Raw genomic sequence first — 20,618 nt, 5'->3', positions numbered from 1 at the left:
CTAGATCTCCCGGTGATTAGTGCCGATGACCATGCGGTCGATCTCTTCCAGTATCTCATCCACGATGGCCGGATTGAAGGCCCGATCCTTGCGCAGGACTAAGAGCTCGCTCTGCGCGGCGTTCAGCGCGGTGCGGCGGGCCTCCAGGGCGACGCGGCGGGCCTCCTCGGCGCGCTGCTTGCGCATATCGTTATTCTCGGCGGGGTTTTCGCCATCGCCCAGGCGGTCCTCGAACCACTGAATGACGTTGGCGGAAATCTCCGGATCGACCGTTTCGGCCTCGCCGGTGGCATCGTCTTCCGGGCGGAATTGCGATAGCGCATCGATGCTGGCGGCGCGCGCCCGCGAAACCACCGCGGCGCGCATCTTATCGTTGGCGGCCTGCGAGGCCTCGGTGAGATCGAGCTGCCGCATCAACCACGGCAGCAGCAGGCCGGGCAGCACCATGGTGACCAGCAGGACGGTCAGGGCGATAACGGCCAGCTCGTGGTGGAAGGCGAAGACGCCGGTGGGAATGGACAAAACCAGCGCCAAGGTCACCAGGCCGCGCATGCCGGACCAGGTCATCAGCAGCACCTCCTGCATCCGCAGCGGGGCAACGTGCGGGCGCCCGCGCGAGACGTTGAGGCGGTAGTAGAAGAACATCCACACAAAACGCACCACGAAGGCCACCAGCGAGAGGATTACGCCGACCATAACCGAGTGCCACAAATCCGAGCCGACCTCCGCGATGGCCGTATTAACCGTCAGCCCGATAAGGCCGAACGCGACGCCGGTAAACAGCAGCTCCATGGTCTCCCAGAATGACTGGCCGGAAAGCCGGTCCTCGGCCTGGATATCGGCGCGCGAGTTGAGCTCGACGGCGGCGATGACCACGGCGATAACCCCGGAGGCTTTCAATTCCTCGGCCACGAGGAAGGTGGCGAAAGGAACCACCCAGGTCAAAGCGTTGCGCGCGACCACATCGTGGACGTGGGTAATAAACAGCGCCGTCAGCCGCCCGATGAGCCAGCCAATGGCAAGCGCGACGACGGACGAATAGAGGAAGCTCAGCACGCCGCTACCAAAGGAAATATCGTCGCCCTGGGTCACGGCGGCGAGCGCGAGGTGGAAGGCGACGATGGAGGCGGCATCGTTAAATAGCCCCTCCGTTTGCAAGGTGGTGATGATGCGGCGCGGGATGCCGGCGGGCTCGGCCACCGCATCCACGGCCACGGGGTCCGGCGGGGCGATGGCCGCGCCGATGAGGATGGCGGCGGCGATGCTAATTCCCGGCAGGAATGCGTAGGCGGTCGCGCCCACGGCGAGGGTGGTGGCGACGACAAGCAGCACGGACAGACTCAGGATGGTCACCCATTGCCCGCGAATCACGCCCCAGGACGTGCGCCGCGCCAGAGCCCACAGCAGCGGCGGCAAGAAGATGGGAAGGATGAGCTCGGTGGGGATGTCGAATTGCGGCAGCCCCGGTACGAAAACGGCGCAGGCGGTAATAATCGTCAGCAGCGCGGGCCACGGCAGCCCGACCCTCTCGCCGATCGCAACGACGAAGACGGTCAGCAGCATGAGCCCGATGAGAACCAGTAAAACTTCCATGGGCTCGATAGTATTACGCGCGCCAAATATACGGCTCGCGGCTCAATTCCTCCGGCCGGAATTGCGCCAGGAGCTCGGCGGCGGTCTCCGCCTCATAGCCCAAAGACTGCGCCAGCTGCTTGACGATGCCCCTCTGCTCCCCCATATCCCGCATCGTCACCGCGCCATCGCGCTTGGCCAGGCGTTTGCCCGCGGAATTCAGGACCAGCGGCACGTGCACGTAGCTCGGCGGTGTAATCCCCAATAGCGAGGCCAGGTAGGCCTGGCGCGGGGCGGAGGATAAGAGATCGTCGCCGCGGACTACCTGGTCGATGCCCTGGTAGGCATCATCCACAACTACCGCGAGGTTATAGGCCCAGCCGCCGTCCTGCCCGCCGCGGCGCAGAATGAAATCATCGACGTCGCCGGTGTAATCGCCGTGCAGGGCGTCGTGGATGGTGAAGCTGGAGACATCGGCGCGCAGGCGCAGCGCCGGCTGGCGGTTGTCGGCGGCGAGCTGGGCGCGTTTGGTGGCACGTTGGGCATCGGAAAGCGCACGGCAGGTGCCCGGGTACTGGCCGGGGATGGCATGCGGGGCGCGGGAGGCCTCGCGGATATCCTTGCGCGAGCAGTAGCACTCGTAGACCGGCAGCTTCTGGAGCGCCGCGGCATAGGCGGCCTCGCGATCCTGCTGGTAGATGACCTCGCCATCCCAGTCCAGCCCCAGGGCCGCAAGGTCCGCGAGCTGGCGCTCGGCCGCCGCGCGGGAGGAGCGCTGCTTGTCGATGTCCTCCACCCGCACCACAAACCTGCGCCCCGTCGAGCGCGCGTAGAGCCACGCGAGAAGCGCCGTGCGGAGGTTGCCAAAGTGCAGATCGCCAGAAGGGCTCGGGGCGTAGCGGCCCGCCCCGGTGGTCGCGGAATTCATATTCCCAGCATACGGTTTGGCACAATGGTGGGCATGGAAAAATCCCCCTCCTCTCAAGTGCGCTTTATCCCCGTTCATTCCACTCTTTATCCCTGGCTCGTCACCATTTTCGTCGTGACGTTTTTGATTTCTAATATCAACGCCACCAAGGGCGTCCAGCTCGGCCCGCTCGTGACCGACGGCGCCTTCTTCCTCTTTCCGCTGGCCTATATCGTGGGCGACGTTTTATCCGAGTGCTACGGCTTCAAATCCACCCGGCGCGCCATCTACATCGGCTTTGCGATGGCCCTGCTCACCGTCGTGTGTTTCTACATCGCCATCTGGCTGCCCGCAGCGGATTTCTATGAGGGCCAGGAGGCCTTCGCCGCCACGCTGGGCTTGGTGCCGCGCATCGTTTTGGCCTCCCTGGCCGGCTACCTGGTGGGCCAGCTGCTCAACGCGTGGACGCTGACTGCGATGAAGAAGCGCAGCGGCGAAAAGGGCCTTTTCTCCCGGCTGATCGCCTCCACCGTGGTGGGCGAGTTTGGCGATACCTTGCTGTTTTGCGCCATCGCCGCGCCCGTCATCGGCATCGACACCACGAGCGGGTTCATCAACTACGTGGTGGTGGGCTTTGTGTGGAAGACGCTGATTGAGGTCGTCCTCTTGCCCATTACCTCCACGGTTATCAAGCTGGTGAAAAAGCGCGAGGATTACCGCGCCTTCGACGCCGCGTAGTAGCGGCCCAGGAATTCATCGCGGTAGTCCTCGTAGTAGCCGCCGTTGATCGCTGCGCGGATATTGTCCACTAACCGCACCATGAATTCCACGTTGTGGATAGTGCACAGCGTGCCGGCCAAAAATTCCTTCGCCTTGAGCAGGTGGTGCAAGTAGGCGCGCGAGTAGTTCTCCGTGACGTAGCCGCCGAACTCCTCGTCAATGCCCGAAAAGTCCCGCTTGAACCGCGCATTGGTGAGGTTGAGGCGGCCATCGAGTGTGTAGACGCCGCCGCGGCGGGCTAGGCGGGTTGGCGCGACGCAATCGAAGGTATCGGCGCCGGCTTCGACCGCGGTGAAGATGTCATCGGGCTCGGAGATGCCGAGCAAGTGGCGCGGTTTATCGTCCGGCAGTTCATCGCAGACCCAGCCCACGATGGTGCCGAGGTTCTGCTTTTCCAGCGCGCCGCCGATGCCGAAGCCGCCGAAACCGCGCTGGCCCTTCTCCCGCGCGGCGCGGTCCAGGTCCAAGAGGCCGCGGGTGGCTTGGCGGCGCAGGTCCTCGTATTGCGCGCCCTGCACCACGCCCCACAGCGATTGCTTCGGGCGGTGGTAGCGCTCGCGGGTAAGGCGGTCGTGTTCTTCCAGGCACCGCTGCGCCCACCGGTGCGTGCGGGCGACGGATTCTTCCTGGTAGGTGCGCGAATCAATGAGCGTGGTCAGCTCGTCGAAGGCGAACATGATATCCGCGCCCAGCCCGTGCTGAATCTGCATGGACTTTTCGGGCGTAAAGCGGTGCTTGGAGCCATCGATAATCGAGCGGAAGTCCACGCCTTCCTCATCCACCTTGGCCATGCGCTCCCTTTTCGCGGCCCGAATATCCTTTTCGGTGAGATCCGCCAAGTCCATGGCGATGACCTTTTTAAAGCCCACGCCCAAAGACATCACCTGGAATCCGCCGGAATCGGTATAGGTCGGCCCGTGCCAGTTCTCGAATTTCGCCACGCCGCCGGCCTCGTCCACGATGTCGTGGCCCGGCTGCAGGTAGAGGTGATAGGCATTGGACAAAATCGCCTGCGTTCCGGTGGCGCGAATCTGCTCCGGCGTCAGCGTCTTCACCGTGGCCTTGGTCGCCACTGGGATAAAGGCCGGGGTGGCGATATCGCCGTGCGGGGTGTGGATAGCACCGCTGCGGCCATGCTTGCCGGGGCCTTCGGGCAGGCGCTTATCGATGTCGAAACTTAAGTCCTTCATTCCTTATCTTCCTCTTCCCTGGTCTTCTGGCTGTCATCCGCGTGTTGTGCTTCCCATTCTTCCTCAAGCGCGGTGCCTTCGATGTCTACGGTGGGCAGGATCTTATCCAGCCACTTGGGCATCCACCACGTAGCGCGGCCCATGAGGAACATGGAGGCGGGGACGAGGGTCATGCGGACAAAGAAGGCATCGAAAAGCACGCCCGCCGCCAAGGCAAAGCCGAAGATCTGGATGAACGGCAGCGGCTGGTTGATAAAGGCCACGAAGACCGAAATCATGATGATGGCCGCGGCCGTCACCACGCGCGCGCCCTGGGTAAAGCCGGTGATGGTGGCCTCGTCGACGGCATTATAGGGCCCCGACGTGCCCTGCGGGTGCCGCGCGATGTGCTCGCGCATGCGGGTGACCAGGAAGACCTGGTAGTCCATGGCCAGGCCAAAGGTCACGCCGATGAGGAAGATCGGCATGAACGACAGCAGCGGGCCGGGGCCCGGGACGAGGCCCCACAGGCCGTCTTGCCATACCAGTACCGTCAGTCCGAAGGCGCCGCCAACCGAAAGCAGGAAGCCCAAGCCCGCCACCAGCGGCACCAGGAGGGACCGGAATACAACGAGCAGCAGCACGATCGCCAGCCCCACAACGATGCTGAGGTACGGTGCCATGGCATCGCGGAGGCGCTCGGTGATGTCCAGCTGCACGGCGGTCAGGCCCGTCAGGCCGATCTCGGTGCCGGTGGTGCCTTCGATCTGCTTTGTGGCAGAGCGCAGGGCGTGCGCGGCATTAATGGTTGCGGCTTCCGTTGGCGAGGTTTCCGGGGTCACCATAATTTGTGCCGCGCGCTGGTCTTCGCTGACCGAAACAATTTGCGCGTGCTTTACTCCGCCGAGCGTCTTCAGTTGGTCCGCGGTGTAGAGGAAGGACGCCAGTGCCGCCTTGTCCTCGGCGCTCTTCGGCGCAGCGGCCTCTTCCTTGTCCTCGACCTCTGCGACGGGGGCGATATCCGGCTCAGCAGGTTGCTCGCCGGGCTGTTCTGCCGGTTGTTCTGCTGGCGGCTCGGCGGGGTGTTCGCCGGGCTGGTCGGCTGGCTGGTCCGCCGGCTGGTCGGGCGCCTCGTTGGGCGCGGGCTCAGGCGCGTTGTCAGGCGCATGATCCTCCGGGTTATCGGCGGGCGGCTCGCCGGCGCCTTCTTCGGGTCCGCCATCTCCGCCCTGGGCCGCCACCAATGGGGCGAGCGCGGCGGAATTGGCGTTGATGGTGTGGGCATCGACAACCGCGAGGAATGGCCCGTTGACGCCGGGGCCGAAGCCCTCGGCCATCAGGTCGGCGGCCTTGCGCTGAGTGGTATCGGGATTCGAGGTGGTATCGGCAGGCAGCGCCAACTCCATGTGGAGCACGGGGGCGGTCATGGCGCCGAGGGAGAGGACGACGAGGGCCATCGCCAAGCCAGGCACCTTGTGTACCAGCCGTACCCAGCGATTGCCCATGGTCTGGCCGCGGCGCACCTTTCCCTTGCGGGAAGGGTTGCCGGCCACGCCGGGGATGCGGCCGCTAAACGCCTTATCCCCCAAAAACCCGAGCATCGCGGGGATGAGCGTGAGGGAGACGAGGACGGCGATGGCCACGGTTGCGGCGGCGGAAAGCCCCATGGCGGTAAGGAATTCGATGCGCGCAATGAGCAGGGCAAACAGCGCGGTAAAGACGGTGGTGCCGGCAAAGACCACGGACGAGCCCGCCGTTCCTGCCGCCATACCGGCGGCTTCTGGGGCAGACATGCGGGCGCGCTCGGCGCGGTAGCGGGACAGGATAAACAGCGCATAGTCGATGCCCACCGCCAGGCCAATCATGATGGCCAGCACCGGCGTCATGTTGTTGAGCTCTATCCAGTGCGTGGTAATCAGCATGCCGCAAGCGCCCAGGCCGACCCCGATGACGGCCGAAATCAGCGGCATTCCAGAAGCGACCAGGGAGCCGAAGGTAAAGATGAGCACGAGGAAGGCCACGCCAAGACCGATGATCTCGGAGGTGGAATTGACCCGAATCTCATCGCCAAACCCGGCGCCGCCGGCCTCAACGGTAAGCCCCTGCTGCCTGCCGATGTCCATCGCTTCCGTCACGATGTCCTTATCGGCCTGGTCCACGCTATAGGGCGATTCGGCATCGAAGTTGAAGGTGGTATAGGCAATGGTCTCATCCTCATTGACCATCGCGAGGTTATCGGCATCGGCACGCGCGGACGATTCCGGCAGTCCTATCTCCGTGAACTGGTGGATGACCTGATCTTGTAGCCGCGGCGAGACCTCGAGGGGATTGCCAAAGCGCATGGTATCGCCCATCTCCAGGTTGTCCTCGAGATGGGCGATGACCTCACCGATGGCCTTTTCATTGGCGGGATCCGAGAGCTTTTGGCCTTCCGGGGCCTGGAACACCAGGTTCACTGACGGTGAGTTAGCGGGATTGCCGCCTTCTGGGAAGAGGTCCATCGTCTTGTAGGTGGCATCGATGGACGGGGTGCCTTTGATAGCGAACTCGCTCGTCATCGGTTTCATCAACAAGGCGGTAGCGCCGCCGGCGGCGGCAAGCAGGACCACCCAGGTGACGATGACCTTCCATTTATTGAGGAAAGACCAGCGCCCGAGCCGGTAGAGGAGTTTAGCCACGGAAAATGTACCTTCGCATTCGCGTAGTCGGACGGATTTAACTTCGCCCTAGTGTAGTTGCCGTGCCCCTTATTCCCTATTACCTAGCCACCGTGCGGCCCTTATTCACAGACGATGCCAAGGCGGCGGGCCCAAAAGAACCGTGGCCATTCGATGCAGTCAAGGACTAGATCGGGTGGCCACGGCGGAGCGGCGTAGGCAATACGGCCGCGAGAGAGCGCTCGCTGTTTAAACGTACTTTGACAAGCTCAGGCCAGGAAGAACGAGGTCAGAGAAGAAGGCGCTAATTTTCTTTACCCGCTCGATAACAGCAGCGACGGTCTCGCCTAGTGTGCCGAAGGAAGAACCGTGGAAAGAAGAGCCATCGGCTGCAGCGTTGTCGCCCGAAGGCTTCTTTCCTGGGGTTACCTGGTCAGATGGTTTAGCATTTTCGGAGGCACCGTCGAAGGCCACGGTGAGATCCGAGTTGGCATCGTCAAGCGGCTGCCCCACCGGGTACTTGCCCAAGAAAATGTCGGAGCCCGTCTGGGTCAGCGAGGTGGGGGCATCAGTTGTGGCGTAGGACTTGCCGGTTTCCGGCACCAAGGGCTCAGTAAGCGTGAAGGTAGAGATTGCGGCGTCATCGCCAGACAATTCAACCGGTTTGTTCTTAAGCGGGCCGGAGGCGCCCGTAAGTTTATAATCCGCAGTAATGGTGGCGTTTTGGCCTGCTACTTCTACCTTGATATCCGAGAACGTGAGATCGACGCCGTAGGAACCATTAGGGCCGAGGCCTGGATAGCCTTGAATCTGCACGGATCCCTGAGTGCCAATAGTGCCGTTTCCCTCAGCATCCAGCGTGGTGTGGGCCGCATCAACGGGGAAGGTGAAGTCCTTTCCTACCTTCTCCGCGCCTTCGGTGGTATTGATTATGCCTTTGGCAAGCGGGTTGGTGTCCACGTGGTGAATGAAGGATTCCTTGATGGGCCAGTTCAGTTGGCCGGATTCCACGGCGGGGACATCGGCTGGAGCCTCATCGGCAGTGGCTACCGGTGCGGTGACGGCGCCGAGTGCAACCGCTCCAACGGCGATGACGGATGTTGTTTTCATGAATTTCTCCTCTTGAGAGCAGTGGTAAAGCTTTGCCTTAGGGTTTTAGGCAAGCCTTACCTTAATTAATAAACTGGAAAAAGTAAATCAGTGGCGCTTATCAAGCTCGGCGAATATCCCCGAGTTGAAGGCGAATGCGCGCTGCGCCTCCGAGAGCAAAGCCTCGCGCTGTTCCGCGGTTAGCATGAGGCCGTCAAGGCGTTCGCGGTAACCCTTGCGGTACGGCGGAATCTTGCCAATGGCGCTGAAGTCATAAAAGTTCAGCGCATCCGGTTCGATGTCATAGAGGGCGCCGAGGCGCGCGGCAATCACCTGGCCGCCGGAGACATCACCGAGATACCGGACATAGTGATGGGCCACCACTTCTACCGCACTGCCGGATACTTCTTCTAGGCGGGCAACGTAGGATGCTGTGGCCGGCAGGATCCGGATCTTTTCGCGCCAGTCGCTGCCGACGAGCGCCGCCAAATCCGCCTCTAGAGCGAAGCGCCGCTCCAAGCGTGGATCGGCCACCGCACCGGCGATTGGAGTTTGCGCCACGCCGCGGACGGCGCGCTCCAAAGACTCATAGACAAACCACAATTGGCCGCTCAGATCGGCAGCGGCCTCGGCACTCAGCCGACCTGACATAAGTCGCTGCATAAACGCCGAGCCCTCCGCGTTCTCGTGGGCGTGAGCGGTCTCCTCGCGCAATGCGACGGATAATGGTTTCTTGAGTGTCACAGTCACTGACTTCCTCCAAAGTAACGCTTACCTAACTTCTAAATATAAATTTAAGGTTAGGCAACCCTTATTTACAAGACATGTGGGGAGAAATCAACCAAAAGGACTAACTCCCTACCCCACCGCCTGCGGTGCGCACGGCGCGGCACCGTCCTTAAAAGGGTTTTGCGCGTGGCGTTGAGATGGCTGCCGGCACAACGTGCTTAGCTGACCCCCTATTCCTGGATCAGCGGTGCTTTTATCGGTGGAGAAGGGCACGCACGCTATCAAGGGCGCCCGACTTTATAAACGCCTGCCCAAGGATGGCAAACATGCTGCCAATGGTTACCACGCCCAAGATGTAGTTCCACACCTTGGCAAAGCTAGAACCGGAGGGAGCGTCCTCCTCTGGTTTCTGGGTTCCCGGCTTCTTAGACTCCGAAGTCTCGGGGCTCTTTGGGGTCTCCGGCTTCTTCGGCGGTGCCGGGATCTGCGAGGTAGCTGGTGATTGCGGCGCTGGATTACCCTTCGGTGGCTGACTCTGTGGCTTCTCTTCCTTTTCCGGCGAAGCTACCGGCGGCTGCGGAGCAGGTTCGTTCTGCGGAGTTTCTTCCTTCTTCTGGCCACAGCCTGGGGAAACCTTGAGGATTAAGTGGGCATCATCAAGCTCAGGCTTGCTCTCTGAGCTATACATGCCCATGAAAAGTTGGTCTACGCCCTCGATTTTTCCATCTTTTGTTCCCTGCTGCTCCTTGTACCGCACATCGCTGGCGGAAAGGGTGAGTGTATCGCCCTCCTTGGTCCATTGCGCCGTGCCGTGGCCAAAGATCCCGTCCCCGGTGCGCTTATTGGCGTCGATGCGGTCGTCCTCGGTGTATTGAAACATATTCTTGCCCTCTACGTGATAGACCTCGTAGCCGGAACCGAGCTGGGCTTGATTTCCGGAGGTCTTGATGAAAGGTGCCACTACCGTGGAATGTAGAGCGCCGTGGTGACCGGTGAACGTGATCGAAGAGTCTTTGCTCTCGATGTTGGACGACACCACATTGCCGTCCTCATCTACCGTTACCGTAGAGGTTGCAGGATCGACGTCGAAGCCGAAAGAGAAATCCTCCCCCTTAGGATCACCGGTTTGCGTCACTGGACCACTAGTGGACCAATCACCAGCAGCGAAACCGGATTTGAGGTAGGAACGCCACGAGTGCTTAATGCCCCAATTCAAGGAACCGGATTCGATGGTGCAGGTTTCTTCCGCAGAAGCGTGTGGCACGGTAAGGGCGGTCGCCGCGAGAGCGGTGACCACTACTTTCTTAAACATGGAAATCCTCCAATTTATGTGAAAAGAGTGGGTTGATGGTGGGCGTGGCACGCTGTGGATGTACCCGCAGTCCATCGACGGATATTGGCCAGCCATACACTTGAGACAATGTGGGACTGGTAAAGACCTCATCTACGCGCCCTTGGGCTGCTAATCCCCCGCACGACAGGCATACGACGCGATCGCAATATGCAGCTGCAGCGTTGAGGTCATGGAGCACCACGAGGACGGCAACACCGGCCTCGCGGGCGAGGGCTTTGACTGAACCCAGCAGTTGTTCTTGGTGCCGAATATCGAGCGCGGCCGTTGGCTCATCGAGCAAGATAACCGGGGTATTTTGGGCAAGCACGCGTGCGAAGGCCGCGCGGGCGCGCTCACCGCCAGACAACGTGCTGATGTCTCGGCCAGCTAGGTGCGCAACGCCGGCGGCATCGAGGGCGGCGTCAATAAAGTCATCGTCAAGGTCTGCATAGGCAGTTCCTTCCCATGGGCGGCGCCCCATCGCCACGACATCCCGGACGAGGAATTCAAAGGACACCGAGACATCCTGGAGCATCACCGCACGCGTGCGCGCGAGCTCTCGCGCTGGCGCCTTGGGCGATAGCCCACCCACGGTGATCTCGCCGGAATAATCAATGTCTCCAGCCACGGCGGCAAGTACTGTGGATTTACCGGCACCGTTCGGACCGATAAGCCCGGTAACTTCGCCCGCTTGGGCAGCAAAGGACATTTGATCCACAAGGGTATGCTCCCCCACCCGAACGGTTAAGTCTTTGACGTTTATCATCAGTGCACTCCTTTGCGCATCATGCGGCGCAGCAAGATGAAGAACGTTGGACCTCCCACCAGAGCGGTGAAAATGCCGATGGGAAGATCCGCAAAAGGAATCATCGTGCGCGCTGCCACGTCGGCGAAACCAATAAGCACAGCGCCGCCCAGGGCGGAGGCGGGCAGTAGGATGCGGTTTTCTGGCCCGATGATGCTGCGCAGCAGGTGGGGAACGATGAGCCCCACAAAGCCAATGAGGCCGGCGAAGGAAACGGCCGCTGCGGTCAGCACTGCCGATGCCACGATCGCCACGATGCGCAGACGCGGCACGTTCACGCCGGTATGCGCGGCGGCGCGCTCGCCGAGCGCGAGGACGTCTAGCTGCTTGCCCAGGCGCAGGGCCACTGCGAGGCCTACCACCACGATGGGAAGTACCGCCCACACGTGTTTCCACTGCGAGCCGTTGAGGGAGCCCATCTGCCAGAAGACGATCGCTTCGCGGTTGGCCGTCGGCGCCAGGTACACCATGAAGGAGATGATGGCGTTGCATACCGCATTGATGGCGATGCCGGTGAGAATCAGGTGTACCACGGCCACGCGCCCGTTGTAGCGCGCCAGCTGATAAATGATGAAGGTAACCAGCAACGCGGTCAGGAAGGCTGCCGCGGGAACAGTAAAGGTACCGAAGAACTCGATATTGAAGACAATAACCACGGCCGCACCAACGCCCGCACCAGAGGTAACGCCGATGATGGAAGGTTCTGCAAGGGGGTTGGCAAATACCGCCTGCATCAGCGTGCCGGCCACCCCCAAGGCCGCGCCCACCACAAGCCCTAATACCAAACGCGGTAGGCGGATGTCCCACACCACGCTTGCGGTCAAGGAATCCTCGCCGTGCCCGGCTGCCAAAATGGGGAAGAGATCGGACAGGGGTACATAGTATTGCCCCAGCACGACGGAAATGAGCGCCGCGAGAACGGTGAGGATCCCCAGCAGTACGAATACCCAGGCGCGCTGAGTGCGGCGGCGCGCGAAGGTATCCGTGTCCCTACTCATTGTCCGGGTCATACACAGCCTTTGCTAGCTTCACCAGCGTCTGACCGGTCATAGGGCCAAAGGCCAACGACTGGCCGTCCGGGATGGTCACGATGCGCTTCTTCTGGCCGGCGGTGGTCTGAGCAACACCAGGCCTCTCCAGCAAGCCATCAATTCCGCCGGTGGATTCCAGGCCATTGGTCATCATGATGATCACCTCCGGGTTGATGCGCGCCAATGCCTCCGCGTTAGCGGGTTCTGCATGAGAAAGGTTGTTTTCTGCCGCCAGATCCACGCCGCCGATGCCTTCAATCAGGTCTTGTGCACCGGTGCCGTCACCCATGATGAAGAAGACGCCGCCGTTTCCGCGCGCATAGAGGAACGCCATCCGCATCGGATCATCGGGAACGAGTTCCTTGATGGCTTCCTTTGCCTCGTCGATTTCTTTGGTGGAACGATCCGCCAGCTCGCGTGCTTCGTCGGGCAAGCCGAGGGCATCGCCAAGCGCGGTGATGTCCTCGCCCACAGAATCGATGGTGCGCTCAGGTTCCATCACCACGGTGGTGACACCCGCCGCGCGGATTTGATCGATGGCATCGCGCGGGCCAATGGAATGATCCACAATGACGAGCGTCGGCTGGAGCTCCAGCACCGCCTCCACGTTGATGTTGTGGCCGCCTTCGGTCACCACCGGGAGATCCGCCAGGTTAGGTTCGGTAGAAGAAACTGTGCGGCCGACGATATTATCCGCAAGCCCCAAGCCGCTAAGGGTCTTGGTATAGGTGCCATAGATATCCAAAGCCAGGATGCGGGAGGCATCGGTGACGGTGACGTCATTACCATCGGCATCGGTAAGCTCCACCGGAAGCGCCGGCTCTGCCTTATCAGTAACCGGCTCGATATCGTCAAAGTCCTTGACGTCACTGACGCCTTCAAAGGACCTGGGGTCCGAGAGATCGGCGGGATCCGGCAGCTGATCGGTATAGCTTCCCTGCACACCGCACGCGGTAAGGCTGAAGACGCACAGGAATGGTACGAGGAAACGAAGAACGAGTTTCACGGCAATCTTTCTAAGAGTTGTTCATGACAAGCCGGCTGGTGGAGCCACCGGCGATGATCAATCCGACGATGAAGAGCAGTAGATAGGTGGTCGGGTTTTCTAGGCTCCCGCCGGGAGACGTCGCGGATTTGACCTTGAATTTGTTCGATCCGTCCTCGTATCCCTGCCCCGAGTCACCGGCTAGCACTGGGTCCCCGGCTGCGGCATGCGCGCCGCCTTTGGAACCAGGGGTTCCCTTTCCATTTCCGCCTGCGCCAGATCCGCCGGATCCGCCGGATCCAGAACCGGAGCTAGAGCCGCCGCCACCGGATACGGCGCCGCAATCAGCGCTTCCGCCCAAGGTGGCGTGGAAGCTCAACGGATCCAACTGGGTGCCTGGTTCATAGAACTCAGCGAGTGCCTGGGAACCGGCTTCAGAAAGCGATACCGCAGCTTCACCGGACACTGCGTCCGTGCCAACGTCGAGGGAATTGAAGTTCAAGGTGCCAATAACAGTGCGTCCAAAGTCTTTCTTTTTGCCTTCCATATTGGAAGAGCGCACGTCAGCGATGAGCTCGCCAGAATTGCCGTTAAAGGTGATTTCCAGGTTGGCGATGTTGAGGTCCAACTTGCCGTGGTGCCCGGTGAACTGCATGCTTCCGCCATATTGCACGGAGCCCGCGCCATCTTTTACGGCACCGGAGTTACCAGTGAATTGGAAGCGCCCATTGTCATAGCCAACACCAGAGAGATCCCATCGGCCCTGAGCAATGGATCCGGTGATATAGGACTGGAAGGATTTCTTTAACCCCCACTGAGCGGTGGCTTGAGTTACACCAGTGGCCTCACAGACGGCATCGTCCCCGCCAGATCCTTCCTCGCCCGAACTACCTGAGCTAGGGGCACCGGAGTTCGCAGATCCAGAGTGCGCAGGACCAGATCCCGCTGCTTTGCCAGTTCCTGAGGCACCGCCGCCTCCGCCCGAACCAAAGTTGCTCGGTGATGGATTTCCCGCTGCAGAGTTAGTAGAAGCTGAGTTTCCTCCAGTGGAGTTCGACGTACCCGAAGTGGAACCACCCGAATTCGAGTTCGATCCACCCCGATTGTTGAAAGACTCCAACTCATCCAGGAACGCCTGGGTATTGCCCATGAACGTAGTAATCCCGTTCATCGTGTCATTGGTTTCAGACAGGATGTCCATGGCTTCCTTGTTAAAGCCCGTGAAGGAACCCGTAATAGACGTCAATGGGCGGTTCTCACCGGAACCGGAACCGGAGCCAGATCCGGAACCAGATCCGGCGCACGAGCCATCAAGCGCAATGCTGCCAGAGGACGGATCTAAGGCTTCGCCCGGCTGGTAGAAGCCGGTAAATAGCTTGGCCCCGCCGGAGGTCAGAGCGGTAGATCCAGACAAATCAACCTTCCCGGCACCATCTTCGACGGGGTTGGCCAGATCAATGGTGGCGATTACCTCATCATTGCCTTGGATCTTTTTACCGCGGCTGAGGTCTTGGCGGTTCATCTCATAGGAGACGTAGTCCACGGAAATCTGCGCCTGTTTACCAGAGGCCTTGACCTTGAAGTCCGACATCGTCATGTCCAGGACCCCATCGTGGCCGGTAAAGTTCAGCGTTCCGTTGAACGGTATCGTGACGTTTCCACCAGACGCATCGGGCTTTCCTGGGGTAAAGACGAACGCACCATCGCCCTGTTCGTCGCCTGTAAATCCAATGCCGTTGGCGCCCCATCCACCGTGGGCGATATTGCCTTTGACGTAGCTGCGGAATGACTGCTTGATGCCCCATTTCCATGTGCAGGATTCATCTCCGTGGGCAACTGGGGCAGATGACAGAAGTGGGGCGAATGCCGCGACGAGAAAAGCAGCGACGATGATGCCGAACGCCGACTTACACAGTTTTCCAATCATATTAAGAACCTTGTTTTCGTGCCTAAAAATCATATAGGCTAAGCTTGCCTTAGTGAAGTAAGTGTATCCTGACCTAACTTCTTCCGATTGTCAATAAACCACCCCTATAAGAAGCAAAGAATGCAAAACGACCCCCGCAAAGACATCTTCACCAGCATCTATCCAGATGTGGATCCCACGCAGAACTTCCCACTCACGATTGGTGAACGCTTATCCTTAGCTCTTTCCGTCGGCGTATTTATGTTCGGCGGCGTAAGCGGCAACCTGCTCATCGCCGGTATCGGCTTGGCCTCTGTGGTTGCCTGTTCCTTGGCACTTGCCCGTAAAACGCCACGCCGCATCCGCGCAGAGGCCCGTAGCCGATTCCCCCGGGAACCGTGGGCCGAACAACCCAGCCTCCTCGTGCCCGCCGTATGGATCGTCATCGCAATAATCGCGGCCCTGGCGTGGTGGTTTACCCCCGTGAAATACCTCGCGTGGAGCGCGGGCATTATTGCTGTCATCGCGGCCATCGCAACGTGGTTCCTCCCCACCCTGCAGCGCCGCCGCGCGCGGGCTGCACGCGCAAAGCAGGACGCTTTAGCTACCCCAACACCCCATATCTCCCTGGCGGAGAAAAACTAAAATAGGCCCCGACCTGCATTAACAGGTCGGGGCCTTGCGCGGTGGCGGCGGGATTTGAACCCGCGGTTGGGGGTTACCCAACAATCGCTTTCGAGGCGATCACCTTCGGCCGCTCGGACACGCCACCGCGTTCCAGATTACGGGAGGACCCCCGATGCAACAAAATCGCCGCGTCAGCATTAAGCCAGCGCAGCGATTTCGCTATGGAGGGACTATAAAATTAGTCCTTCTTCAGGCCACCGATGATGTCGTTGGCCTTGTCCTTGATGTTGTCAGCAGCATCGGACAGCTTGTCCTTAGCGTCGGAAACGACCTGGTCGGCCTTGCCTTCGTTGGCTACGTCTTCGTTACCGGTTGCCTCGCCGACAGCTTCCTTTGCCTTGCCTGCGAGGTCGTCCTTCTTGTTTTCCAAATCGCCCATTATCTCTCTCCTTAAATGAGTCGCTTACAGTGTGACAGCAACTATACTCACTTTTCGCGCAATGTGGTGAAGAATTTTTCTAGCAACGCCACGCAGTCTTCTTCGAGGACGCCACCGCGGACCTGTGGGGTGAAGGGTGCGGTGGGGGCACGCAGGACATCGATAAGCGAGCCGCACGCACCCGTCTTTGGCTCAAAGGCGCCAAATACCAGCGAGCTTATCCGCGCGGCTTGCAGGGCGCCGGCGCACATGGCGCAGGGCTCCAAGGTAACCACGAGCTCGCAGCCGGTCAAGCGCCAGCCATCGCCATGGATGCGCACCGCCTGGCGGATCGCCTCGACCTCGGCGTGGGCGGTGGGATCGCGCAATTGCTCGCGGCGGTTGACGCCGGTGGCGAGCTCGCGGCCGGCGGCATCATAAAGCACCGCCCCAACCGGCACATCCCCGGCGGGGGTCTGGCGCGCCACCGCGAGGGCGCGCCGCATCCGTTCCTGCGCGCGCTGCAGGGGCTTAGGCGTTATCAATGACGTCTTCTAGCTCATCCCCAAAGCCCAGGTCGCCGGCGATGCGCAGGAGCATGTCGGAGGGCCAATCGTCCTCATCGTCGATGATGTAGCCCACCTGGTCCTCGGATAGGCCCAGGTCAGCGAAGATATCGAAATCGCCCTCACCGTAGGGGTCAGCCTCTTCCGGGTCCACGTCTGGAATCTCGTAGTCATTGAGCTCCATGAAGTCCGCGGCAAAGTCATCGTCAACGCCGTAGGTGGCGTCTGAAATTAGCATTTTCACCCCACCGGGCACGGGCCGCACGGCAATGAAGTAGGCGTCTTCGACGCAGAGAAGGGCGAAAGCTGCGCCTTCGGAGCGCAGGGAGCGCACTGCGGTGATGGAGGTTTGCGGATCCTCAAAGTCATCATCGAAGCTGCGCACGACCCATTGTCCCTCGTTGCGGGCGACGGTAACCGCGAAAGAGTAATTTTCGTTGCTCATACCTCGTGAGATTAGTCGTGTTGTGCCACAATTGTCACCGTGAGTTCTCAAGATGTTCAACGCCCCATCTGCATTATCGGCCTCGGCCTCATTGGTGGTTCCTTGCTGCGCGATCTCGCGGGCTATAACCACGACGTATTTGGATACAACCACTCGACGTCCGCCGCCCGCACCGCAGTCAAGCAGGGCTTTGACGTCAATGATGACTTGCCGGCGGTGCTTAACCGCGCCGAGATTGAAGAGGCGCTCATTGTGATCGCCGTTCCCATGACCGCGGTGGGCAGCGTCTTGGATGCCATTCAGGAACACGCCCCTAGCTGCGGCATCACGGACGTGGTCTCCGTAAAGACTCCCGTGCGCCAGCAGGTTTGTGACCGCGGCATGGAGGATCACTACGTGGGCGGGCACCCCATGGCGGGTACCTCGAAATCTGGGTGGGATCACTCCCAGACGGGGCTTTTCCGCCGCGCCGCGTGGGGCATTACCTACGATTACGCTGCCGAGTATGAGGCGCGCGGGGAAAAGATTCCTAAGAAATGGATTGAGACTTTTACGGACGTCGTGCGCATGACCCAGATGGTGCATGCAGAGGCCGTGCCCATCCGCGTGGCCAACCACGATGCCGCGGTCGCCCGCATTTCCCACTTGCCGCATATTTTTGCGGAGACCCTCGCCACGGTGGGCGATAATGGCGGCATTTTGGCGCAGTCCCTGGCCGCCGGTTCCTTCAAGGATGCGACCCGGGTGGCAAGCACCCGCCCGGATCTCGTGCGGCAGATGTGCGAGACCAATGCCCCGGCCCTGGTGGAGGCCCTGGATGAGGCGCTGGAGCTGCTTCACGATGCCCGGGAGAAGCTCGCCGCCCCCGAGCCTTCCATCGCTGAGCTTGCCGATGCCGGCTACCGCGCCCGCACCCGCATCGAGGCCAGGTCGGGTGCGCGCAAGGAATCGGTCTCCCCGGTCAAGATTTCCTCCCGGCCGGTGTTGCGCCTGCACCCCGGCGGCCCGAAGTGGGTGGCGCAGCTCCGCCAAACCGAGTCCTTGGGTGGGCGCATCGAGATTTTTTAGCGGCGCGACGTGCGGGCGGCACCGTTGCCAGCACCGTTAGCGAAGGTGCGCGCGGCCGCTGCGGCACCGATTAGGCCAATGGCCGCTACCGTGAAGTAGATCCACGGGCGGTCACCGCTGGTTTGCGGCGTTGCCTGCGGAGTAGGCGTGGTCTCTGCGGTCAAGATGGCGTCCTTATCCTTGCCGCTGATCACGCCGTCTACCCAGTCCTTGGTGCCTGCGAGCGTGGTGATAGCCGCGCTTGGGGAGGGCAGATCCGGGTCCGCATTGGAGGTACCCGCGGTAGCGAGGCCCGCAAGCTTTCCGTTAACAAAGAACGGTCCGCCGGAATCGCCACCCTGCATGCCGGCATTACCGGTGGAGTGGACATCGAGGATCGGGCTGCTGATCATCGGGGGCATGCCGCCTTGGCCAGGCTGCATTACTTCCCCACCGTTGCCGTCTGGCTTGACAACCTGCGGCTGCTCGGCTCCCGGCTTGGTGGCACCCGGCGAGACCAGCTTGGGCTTATCCGATCCCGAACCAGATCCCGGCATTTTAAGGCCGGGCATGGCCTCTTCGGCGGGCACGGATTCGTAGCCTTCAGGGACCTTCATGTCTGCATCCGGCTTGGAGCCGCTTGGCATCTTGAGGCCGGGCATGGCTTCCTCAGCGGGCACGGACTCGTAGCCTTCTGGGGCTTCCTTGTCGGCGCCTGGCTTCTGTGCGGAGTCATCGCTTGGCCCGCCGCCCAGGATTTCGGAGACCTTCATCTCTGCCATCGGCAGCTGGCCCTTGCGCGCCATGGAGGAGCTGCTGCTCCAGCCATATAAGGTGCCAAGGTCGCCGGTCTCTGGAATATCGGTGGAGATCTTGGCCGGCTTGATATCGGTAACGGGCTCGGTGAGGTGGAGCAATCCGGCATCGGAAAGCGGGGATAGCGCCCACGAATCCGCGTCATAGACCTTGCCTCCCAGGCGGGCCTGGGTGCCTTCGTTATTGACGGACTCCAGGCAGTGGCGGGCGGTAAGCACCCACTGCTTATCCACCAGCGTGCCGGTGCAGTCGCCGAAGTTGCCTATCCGACCCATTTTGAGCGCGGCGACGGTCTGGGACTCGGCGTTATCGGGGGCGGGTTCGCCGTGCTCAAGGGCGCTGGCGGGGGCCGCCAACATCCCGATGATGCCAGCGGTGGTCAAAGCGGTAGCAAATTTACGCGACATGTTAGTCCTTCTTTCCAGCAGGAACGGCGAGTTTAACGGCGGTGGAGACGGCCTTTTCAAGCGGGCCTTGGCCCAGGAATTTCCGCCAGATGGTGGCAAGCACGAGGAACAGGCCAATAAATGCCCACGCCCACGCGGTGTTGTGCAGTGAGATGTGGCTTTGCCAGTAATAAGCGGAGAGCACGTGCAAGACATACACGGTCAGGGACATCGTGCCCATTGCGGCCAAGGGGTAGACGAGCTTGGGTACCGCGCTGCCGATGAGCAGGCACAGGTGCAGCACCACGGCAGCCACTGCAACGGAGAGCAGGATTTCGCCCGCGACACCGGTGTGGCCGGTAAAGCGCAGCCAGCTGGGAATATCCGGCTCGAAGCGGAAGTAGGTGCCAACCGCGGCAATCACCGCGCTGACCGCAGTAACAATCCATTGCAACGCCGTGCGGAAGCTACCTGGGCGGATGTAGACCTCAAAGAGCAGCATGCCGGCGATGAAATACGCGATCCATGCCAGCAGCGGATAGACCTGCGGCAGGGTAAACGGCGCGTAGTGCACGGTTGAGGCGATGGCGGCGACGAAGAACAGGGCCAGCTTCCACCACACGTTCAGCGGCGGTACCCAGGAGACCACCATCATGGTGATACCCATGGCAACGAGCACGACCTGAATCTGCCCGCCGACCGGAAGCAGTGCCAGTCCGATAAGCGTAATGATGGCGCCACGGGAAATCAGGCGCAGCAGCGTCTGTACGGAGTAGTTCTTGCCAATGAGCATCATCGTCACGCCGGCGACAATGGCAAATAGGGCGGCCGGAAGGCCCGACAATATGACCTTGGTGCTCCATACCAACGAGGCCATGTGCAAAATAATCATGCCAATAATGGCAAGCGAACGAGCCAAATCCAGCCCAACGATGCGCGATGATGTACTCACCTAGCACTCTCCTTCACGATGTGATGGGACGCAGCGGTCTCCACCACGGCCCATGTTTTTAACGACTCTCTTTTTCTACAACGCGAGTCTGGGAGGTTGCTGTATCAACACTTTACATGTCCTGTACCTTATAAATGCCGTCATAGGACTAGCCAATCCTGCAGCCCCACTTTCCCGCCAGCCACACACAATTTCACCCAACTTCCCAGACGCAACACACCCCGGAGGGTCTACCGCAGCGCACATCACTGCCAACTACGCGCAATTAATTCATCCTATAAACCCGCATTTAACTGGCATTTTGCTATAGATAAACGATTACCCATTACGTTGTTAGCAGTTCCACCCCAGGGCACCGAAGATTCATAGCCTGTCCACCCGAGTGGGCGGGCTATGTT

19 protein-coding genes and 1 tRNA gene are annotated in these 20,618 nt (G+C 60.8%); 3 read left to right on the top strand and 17 right to left on the bottom strand.

Translation table 11 applies throughout. From position 1 onward, the window contains the following. Window positions 1–1,593 (bottom strand): cation:proton antiporter, encoded by a 1,593-nt coding sequence (locus ABRP87_RS08035; RefSeq protein WP_349868286.1) that lies wholly within the window; start codon window positions 1,591–1,593, stop codon window positions 1–3. 13 nt (window positions 1,594–1,606) lie between these two features. Beyond that, a complete protein-coding gene (gene gluQRS / locus ABRP87_RS08030) occupies window positions 1,607–2,500 on the bottom strand; it encodes a tRNA glutamyl-Q(34) synthetase GluQRS (protein ID WP_502879291.1) in 894 nt (297 codons plus the stop codon). Between the two features lie 24 nt (window positions 2,501–2,524). On the opposite strand from gluQRS, the gene ABRP87_RS08025 reads away from it, so the two are divergent. After that, complete coding sequence (locus ABRP87_RS08025; protein WP_349868285.1) at window positions 2,525–3,217, top strand: queuosine precursor transporter; 693 nt, start codon at window positions 2,525–2,527, stop codon at window positions 3,215–3,217. Here the strand turns inward: ABRP87_RS08025 and tgt are convergent. The 9 genes from tgt to ABRP87_RS07980 form a co-directional block, all read right to left on the bottom strand. After that, window positions 3,193–4,449 (bottom strand): tRNA guanosine(34) transglycosylase Tgt, encoded by a 1,257-nt coding sequence (tgt, locus tag ABRP87_RS08020; RefSeq protein ID WP_349868284.1) that lies wholly within the window; start codon window positions 4,447–4,449, stop codon window positions 3,193–3,195. The genes ABRP87_RS08025 and tgt overlap by 25 nt on opposite strands. After that, a complete protein-coding gene (locus ABRP87_RS08015) occupies window positions 4,446–7,106 on the bottom strand; it encodes an MMPL family transporter (protein WP_349868283.1) in 2,661 nt (886 codons plus the stop codon). The genes tgt and ABRP87_RS08015 overlap by 4 nt, the downstream gene beginning before the upstream one ends. Before the next feature lie 228 nt (window positions 7,107–7,334). Beyond that, entirely contained in the window at window positions 7,335–8,195 is an 861-nt protein-coding gene (locus tag ABRP87_RS08010) for an HtaA domain-containing protein (protein WP_349868282.1), read from the bottom strand. A gap of 87 nt (window positions 8,196–8,282) precedes the next feature. Beyond that, the gene (locus ABRP87_RS08005; protein ID WP_349868281.1) at window positions 8,283–8,924 is read right to left on the bottom strand and encodes a biliverdin-producing heme oxygenase; all 642 of its coding nucleotides are present in this window, start codon (window positions 8,922–8,924) and stop codon (window positions 8,283–8,285) included. Window positions 8,925–9,156: 232 nt separating this feature from the next. Further along, window positions 9,157–10,215 (bottom strand): HtaA domain-containing protein, encoded by a 1,059-nt coding sequence (locus ABRP87_RS08000; RefSeq protein ID WP_349868280.1) that lies wholly within the window; start codon window positions 10,213–10,215, stop codon window positions 9,157–9,159. Continuing rightward, window positions 10,208–11,002 carry a heme ABC transporter ATP-binding protein gene (locus tag ABRP87_RS07995; protein WP_349868279.1) on the bottom strand — a complete coding sequence of 265 codons (795 nt, stop codon included), beginning with the start codon at window positions 11,000–11,002 and terminating at the stop codon, window positions 10,208–10,210. The genes ABRP87_RS08000 and ABRP87_RS07995 overlap by 8 nt, the downstream gene beginning before the upstream one ends. Next, the gene (locus ABRP87_RS07990; RefSeq protein WP_349868278.1) at window positions 11,002–12,039 is read right to left on the bottom strand and encodes a FecCD family ABC transporter permease; all 1,038 of its coding nucleotides are present in this window, start codon (window positions 12,037–12,039) and stop codon (window positions 11,002–11,004) included. The genes ABRP87_RS07995 and ABRP87_RS07990 overlap by 1 nt, the downstream gene beginning before the upstream one ends. Then, the gene (locus ABRP87_RS07985) at window positions 12,032–13,078 is read right to left on the bottom strand and encodes a heme/hemin ABC transporter substrate-binding protein (protein ID WP_349868277.1); all 1,047 of its coding nucleotides are present in this window, start codon (window positions 13,076–13,078) and stop codon (window positions 12,032–12,034) included. The genes ABRP87_RS07990 and ABRP87_RS07985 overlap by 8 nt, the downstream gene beginning before the upstream one ends. 10 nt (window positions 13,079–13,088) lie before the next feature. Then, the gene (locus ABRP87_RS07980) at window positions 13,089–14,984 is read right to left on the bottom strand and encodes an HtaA domain-containing protein (protein WP_349868276.1); all 1,896 of its coding nucleotides are present in this window, start codon (window positions 14,982–14,984) and stop codon (window positions 13,089–13,091) included. A gap of 120 nt (window positions 14,985–15,104) precedes the next feature. On the opposite strand from ABRP87_RS07980, the gene ABRP87_RS07975 reads away from it, so the two are divergent. Beyond that, window positions 15,105–15,608 carry a hypothetical protein gene (locus ABRP87_RS07975; protein ID WP_349868275.1) on the top strand — a complete coding sequence of 168 codons (504 nt, stop codon included), beginning with the start codon at window positions 15,105–15,107 and terminating at the stop codon, window positions 15,606–15,608. Window positions 15,609–15,647: 39 nt separating this feature from the next. Here ABRP87_RS07975 and ABRP87_RS07970 read toward each other — a convergent pair. The 4 genes from ABRP87_RS07970 to ABRP87_RS07955 all read right to left on the bottom strand — a co-directional run bounded on the left by ABRP87_RS07970 (window position 15,648) and on the right by ABRP87_RS07955 (window position 17,019). Then, window positions 15,648–15,735 (bottom strand) — tRNA-Ser (locus tag ABRP87_RS07970). Between the two features lie 93 nt (window positions 15,736–15,828). Further along, on the bottom strand, window positions 15,829–16,029 hold the full coding sequence (locus tag ABRP87_RS07965; RefSeq protein ID WP_349853486.1) for a CsbD family protein: 201 nt from the start codon (window positions 16,027–16,029) through the stop codon (window positions 15,829–15,831). A 47-nt stretch (window positions 16,030–16,076) separates the two neighbouring features. Next, on the bottom strand, window positions 16,077–16,553 hold the full coding sequence (locus tag ABRP87_RS07960; protein ID WP_349868274.1) for a nucleoside deaminase: 477 nt from the start codon (window positions 16,551–16,553) through the stop codon (window positions 16,077–16,079). Next, window positions 16,540–17,019: a tRNA adenosine deaminase-associated protein gene (locus ABRP87_RS07955; protein WP_023024959.1), complete on the bottom strand. Its 480-nt coding sequence runs from the start codon at window positions 17,017–17,019 to the stop codon at window positions 16,540–16,542. The genes ABRP87_RS07960 and ABRP87_RS07955 overlap by 14 nt, the downstream gene beginning before the upstream one ends. Window positions 17,020–17,058: 39 nt before the next feature. Here ABRP87_RS07955 and ABRP87_RS07950 point away from each other — a divergent pair, with 39 nt between their 5' ends. Then, window positions 17,059–18,087 (top strand): prephenate dehydrogenase, encoded by a 1,029-nt coding sequence (locus ABRP87_RS07950; protein ID WP_349868273.1) that lies wholly within the window; start codon window positions 17,059–17,061, stop codon window positions 18,085–18,087. On the opposite strand, the gene ABRP87_RS07945 is transcribed toward ABRP87_RS07950, so the two are convergent. Further along, window positions 18,084–19,289: a trypsin-like serine protease gene (locus ABRP87_RS07945; RefSeq protein WP_349868272.1), complete on the bottom strand. Its 1,206-nt coding sequence runs from the start codon at window positions 19,287–19,289 to the stop codon at window positions 18,084–18,086. The genes ABRP87_RS07950 and ABRP87_RS07945 overlap by 4 nt on opposite strands. Window position 19,290: 1 nt before the next feature. Further along, complete coding sequence (locus ABRP87_RS07940) at window positions 19,291–20,220, bottom strand: DUF418 domain-containing protein (protein WP_349868271.1); 930 nt, start codon at window positions 20,218–20,220, stop codon at window positions 19,291–19,293. Window positions 20,221–20,618 lie beyond the last annotated feature (398 nt).

Source organism: Corynebacterium sp. KPL2830 (genome assembly GCF_040225635.1).
Taxonomy (GTDB): domain Bacteria; phylum Actinomycetota; class Actinomycetes; order Mycobacteriales; family Mycobacteriaceae; genus Corynebacterium.
This window is presented reverse-complemented; position numbering and strand designations above follow the sequence as displayed.

Excerpts from the sequence above, each read along its gene's own strand:
- gluQRS (WP_502879291.1), bottom strand. The coding sequence starts at position 2,500 with ATGAATTCCGCGACCACCGGGGCGGGCCGCTACGCCCCGAGCCCTTCT.
- ABRP87_RS07945 (WP_349868272.1), bottom strand. The coding sequence starts at position 19,289 with ATGTCGCGTAAATTTGCTACCGCTTTGACCACCGCTGGCATCATCGGG.
- ABRP87_RS07965 (WP_349853486.1), bottom strand. The coding sequence starts at position 16,029 with ATGGGCGATTTGGAAAACAAGAAGGACGACCTCGCAGGCAAGGCAAAG.
- tgt (WP_349868284.1), bottom strand. The coding sequence starts at position 4,449 with ATGAAGGACTTAAGTTTCGACATCGATAAGCGCCTGCCCGAAGGCCCC.
- ABRP87_RS07980 (WP_349868276.1), bottom strand. The coding sequence starts at position 14,984 with ATGATTGGAAAACTGTGTAAGTCGGCGTTCGGCATCATCGTCGCTGCT.
- ABRP87_RS07975 (WP_349868275.1), top strand. The coding sequence starts at position 15,105 with ATGCAAAACGACCCCCGCAAAGACATCTTCACCAGCATCTATCCAGAT.
- ABRP87_RS08025 (WP_349868285.1), top strand. The coding sequence starts at position 2,525 with ATGGTGGGCATGGAAAAATCCCCCTCCTCTCAAGTGCGCTTTATCCCC.
- ABRP87_RS08035 (WP_349868286.1), bottom strand. The coding sequence starts at position 1,593 with ATGGAAGTTTTACTGGTTCTCATCGGGCTCATGCTGCTGACCGTCTTC.
- ABRP87_RS07955 (WP_023024959.1), bottom strand. The coding sequence starts at position 17,019 with ATGAGCAACGAAAATTACTCTTTCGCGGTTACCGTCGCCCGCAACGAG.
- ABRP87_RS07990 (WP_349868278.1), bottom strand. The coding sequence starts at position 12,039 with ATGAGTAGGGACACGGATACCTTCGCGCGCCGCCGCACTCAGCGCGCC.
- ABRP87_RS07995 (WP_349868279.1), bottom strand. The coding sequence starts at position 11,002 with ATGATAAACGTCAAAGACTTAACCGTTCGGGTGGGGGAGCATACCCTT.
- ABRP87_RS08010 (WP_349868282.1), bottom strand. The coding sequence starts at position 8,195 with ATGAAAACAACATCCGTCATCGCCGTTGGAGCGGTTGCACTCGGCGCC.
- ABRP87_RS08000 (WP_349868280.1), bottom strand. The coding sequence starts at position 10,215 with ATGTTTAAGAAAGTAGTGGTCACCGCTCTCGCGGCGACCGCCCTTACC.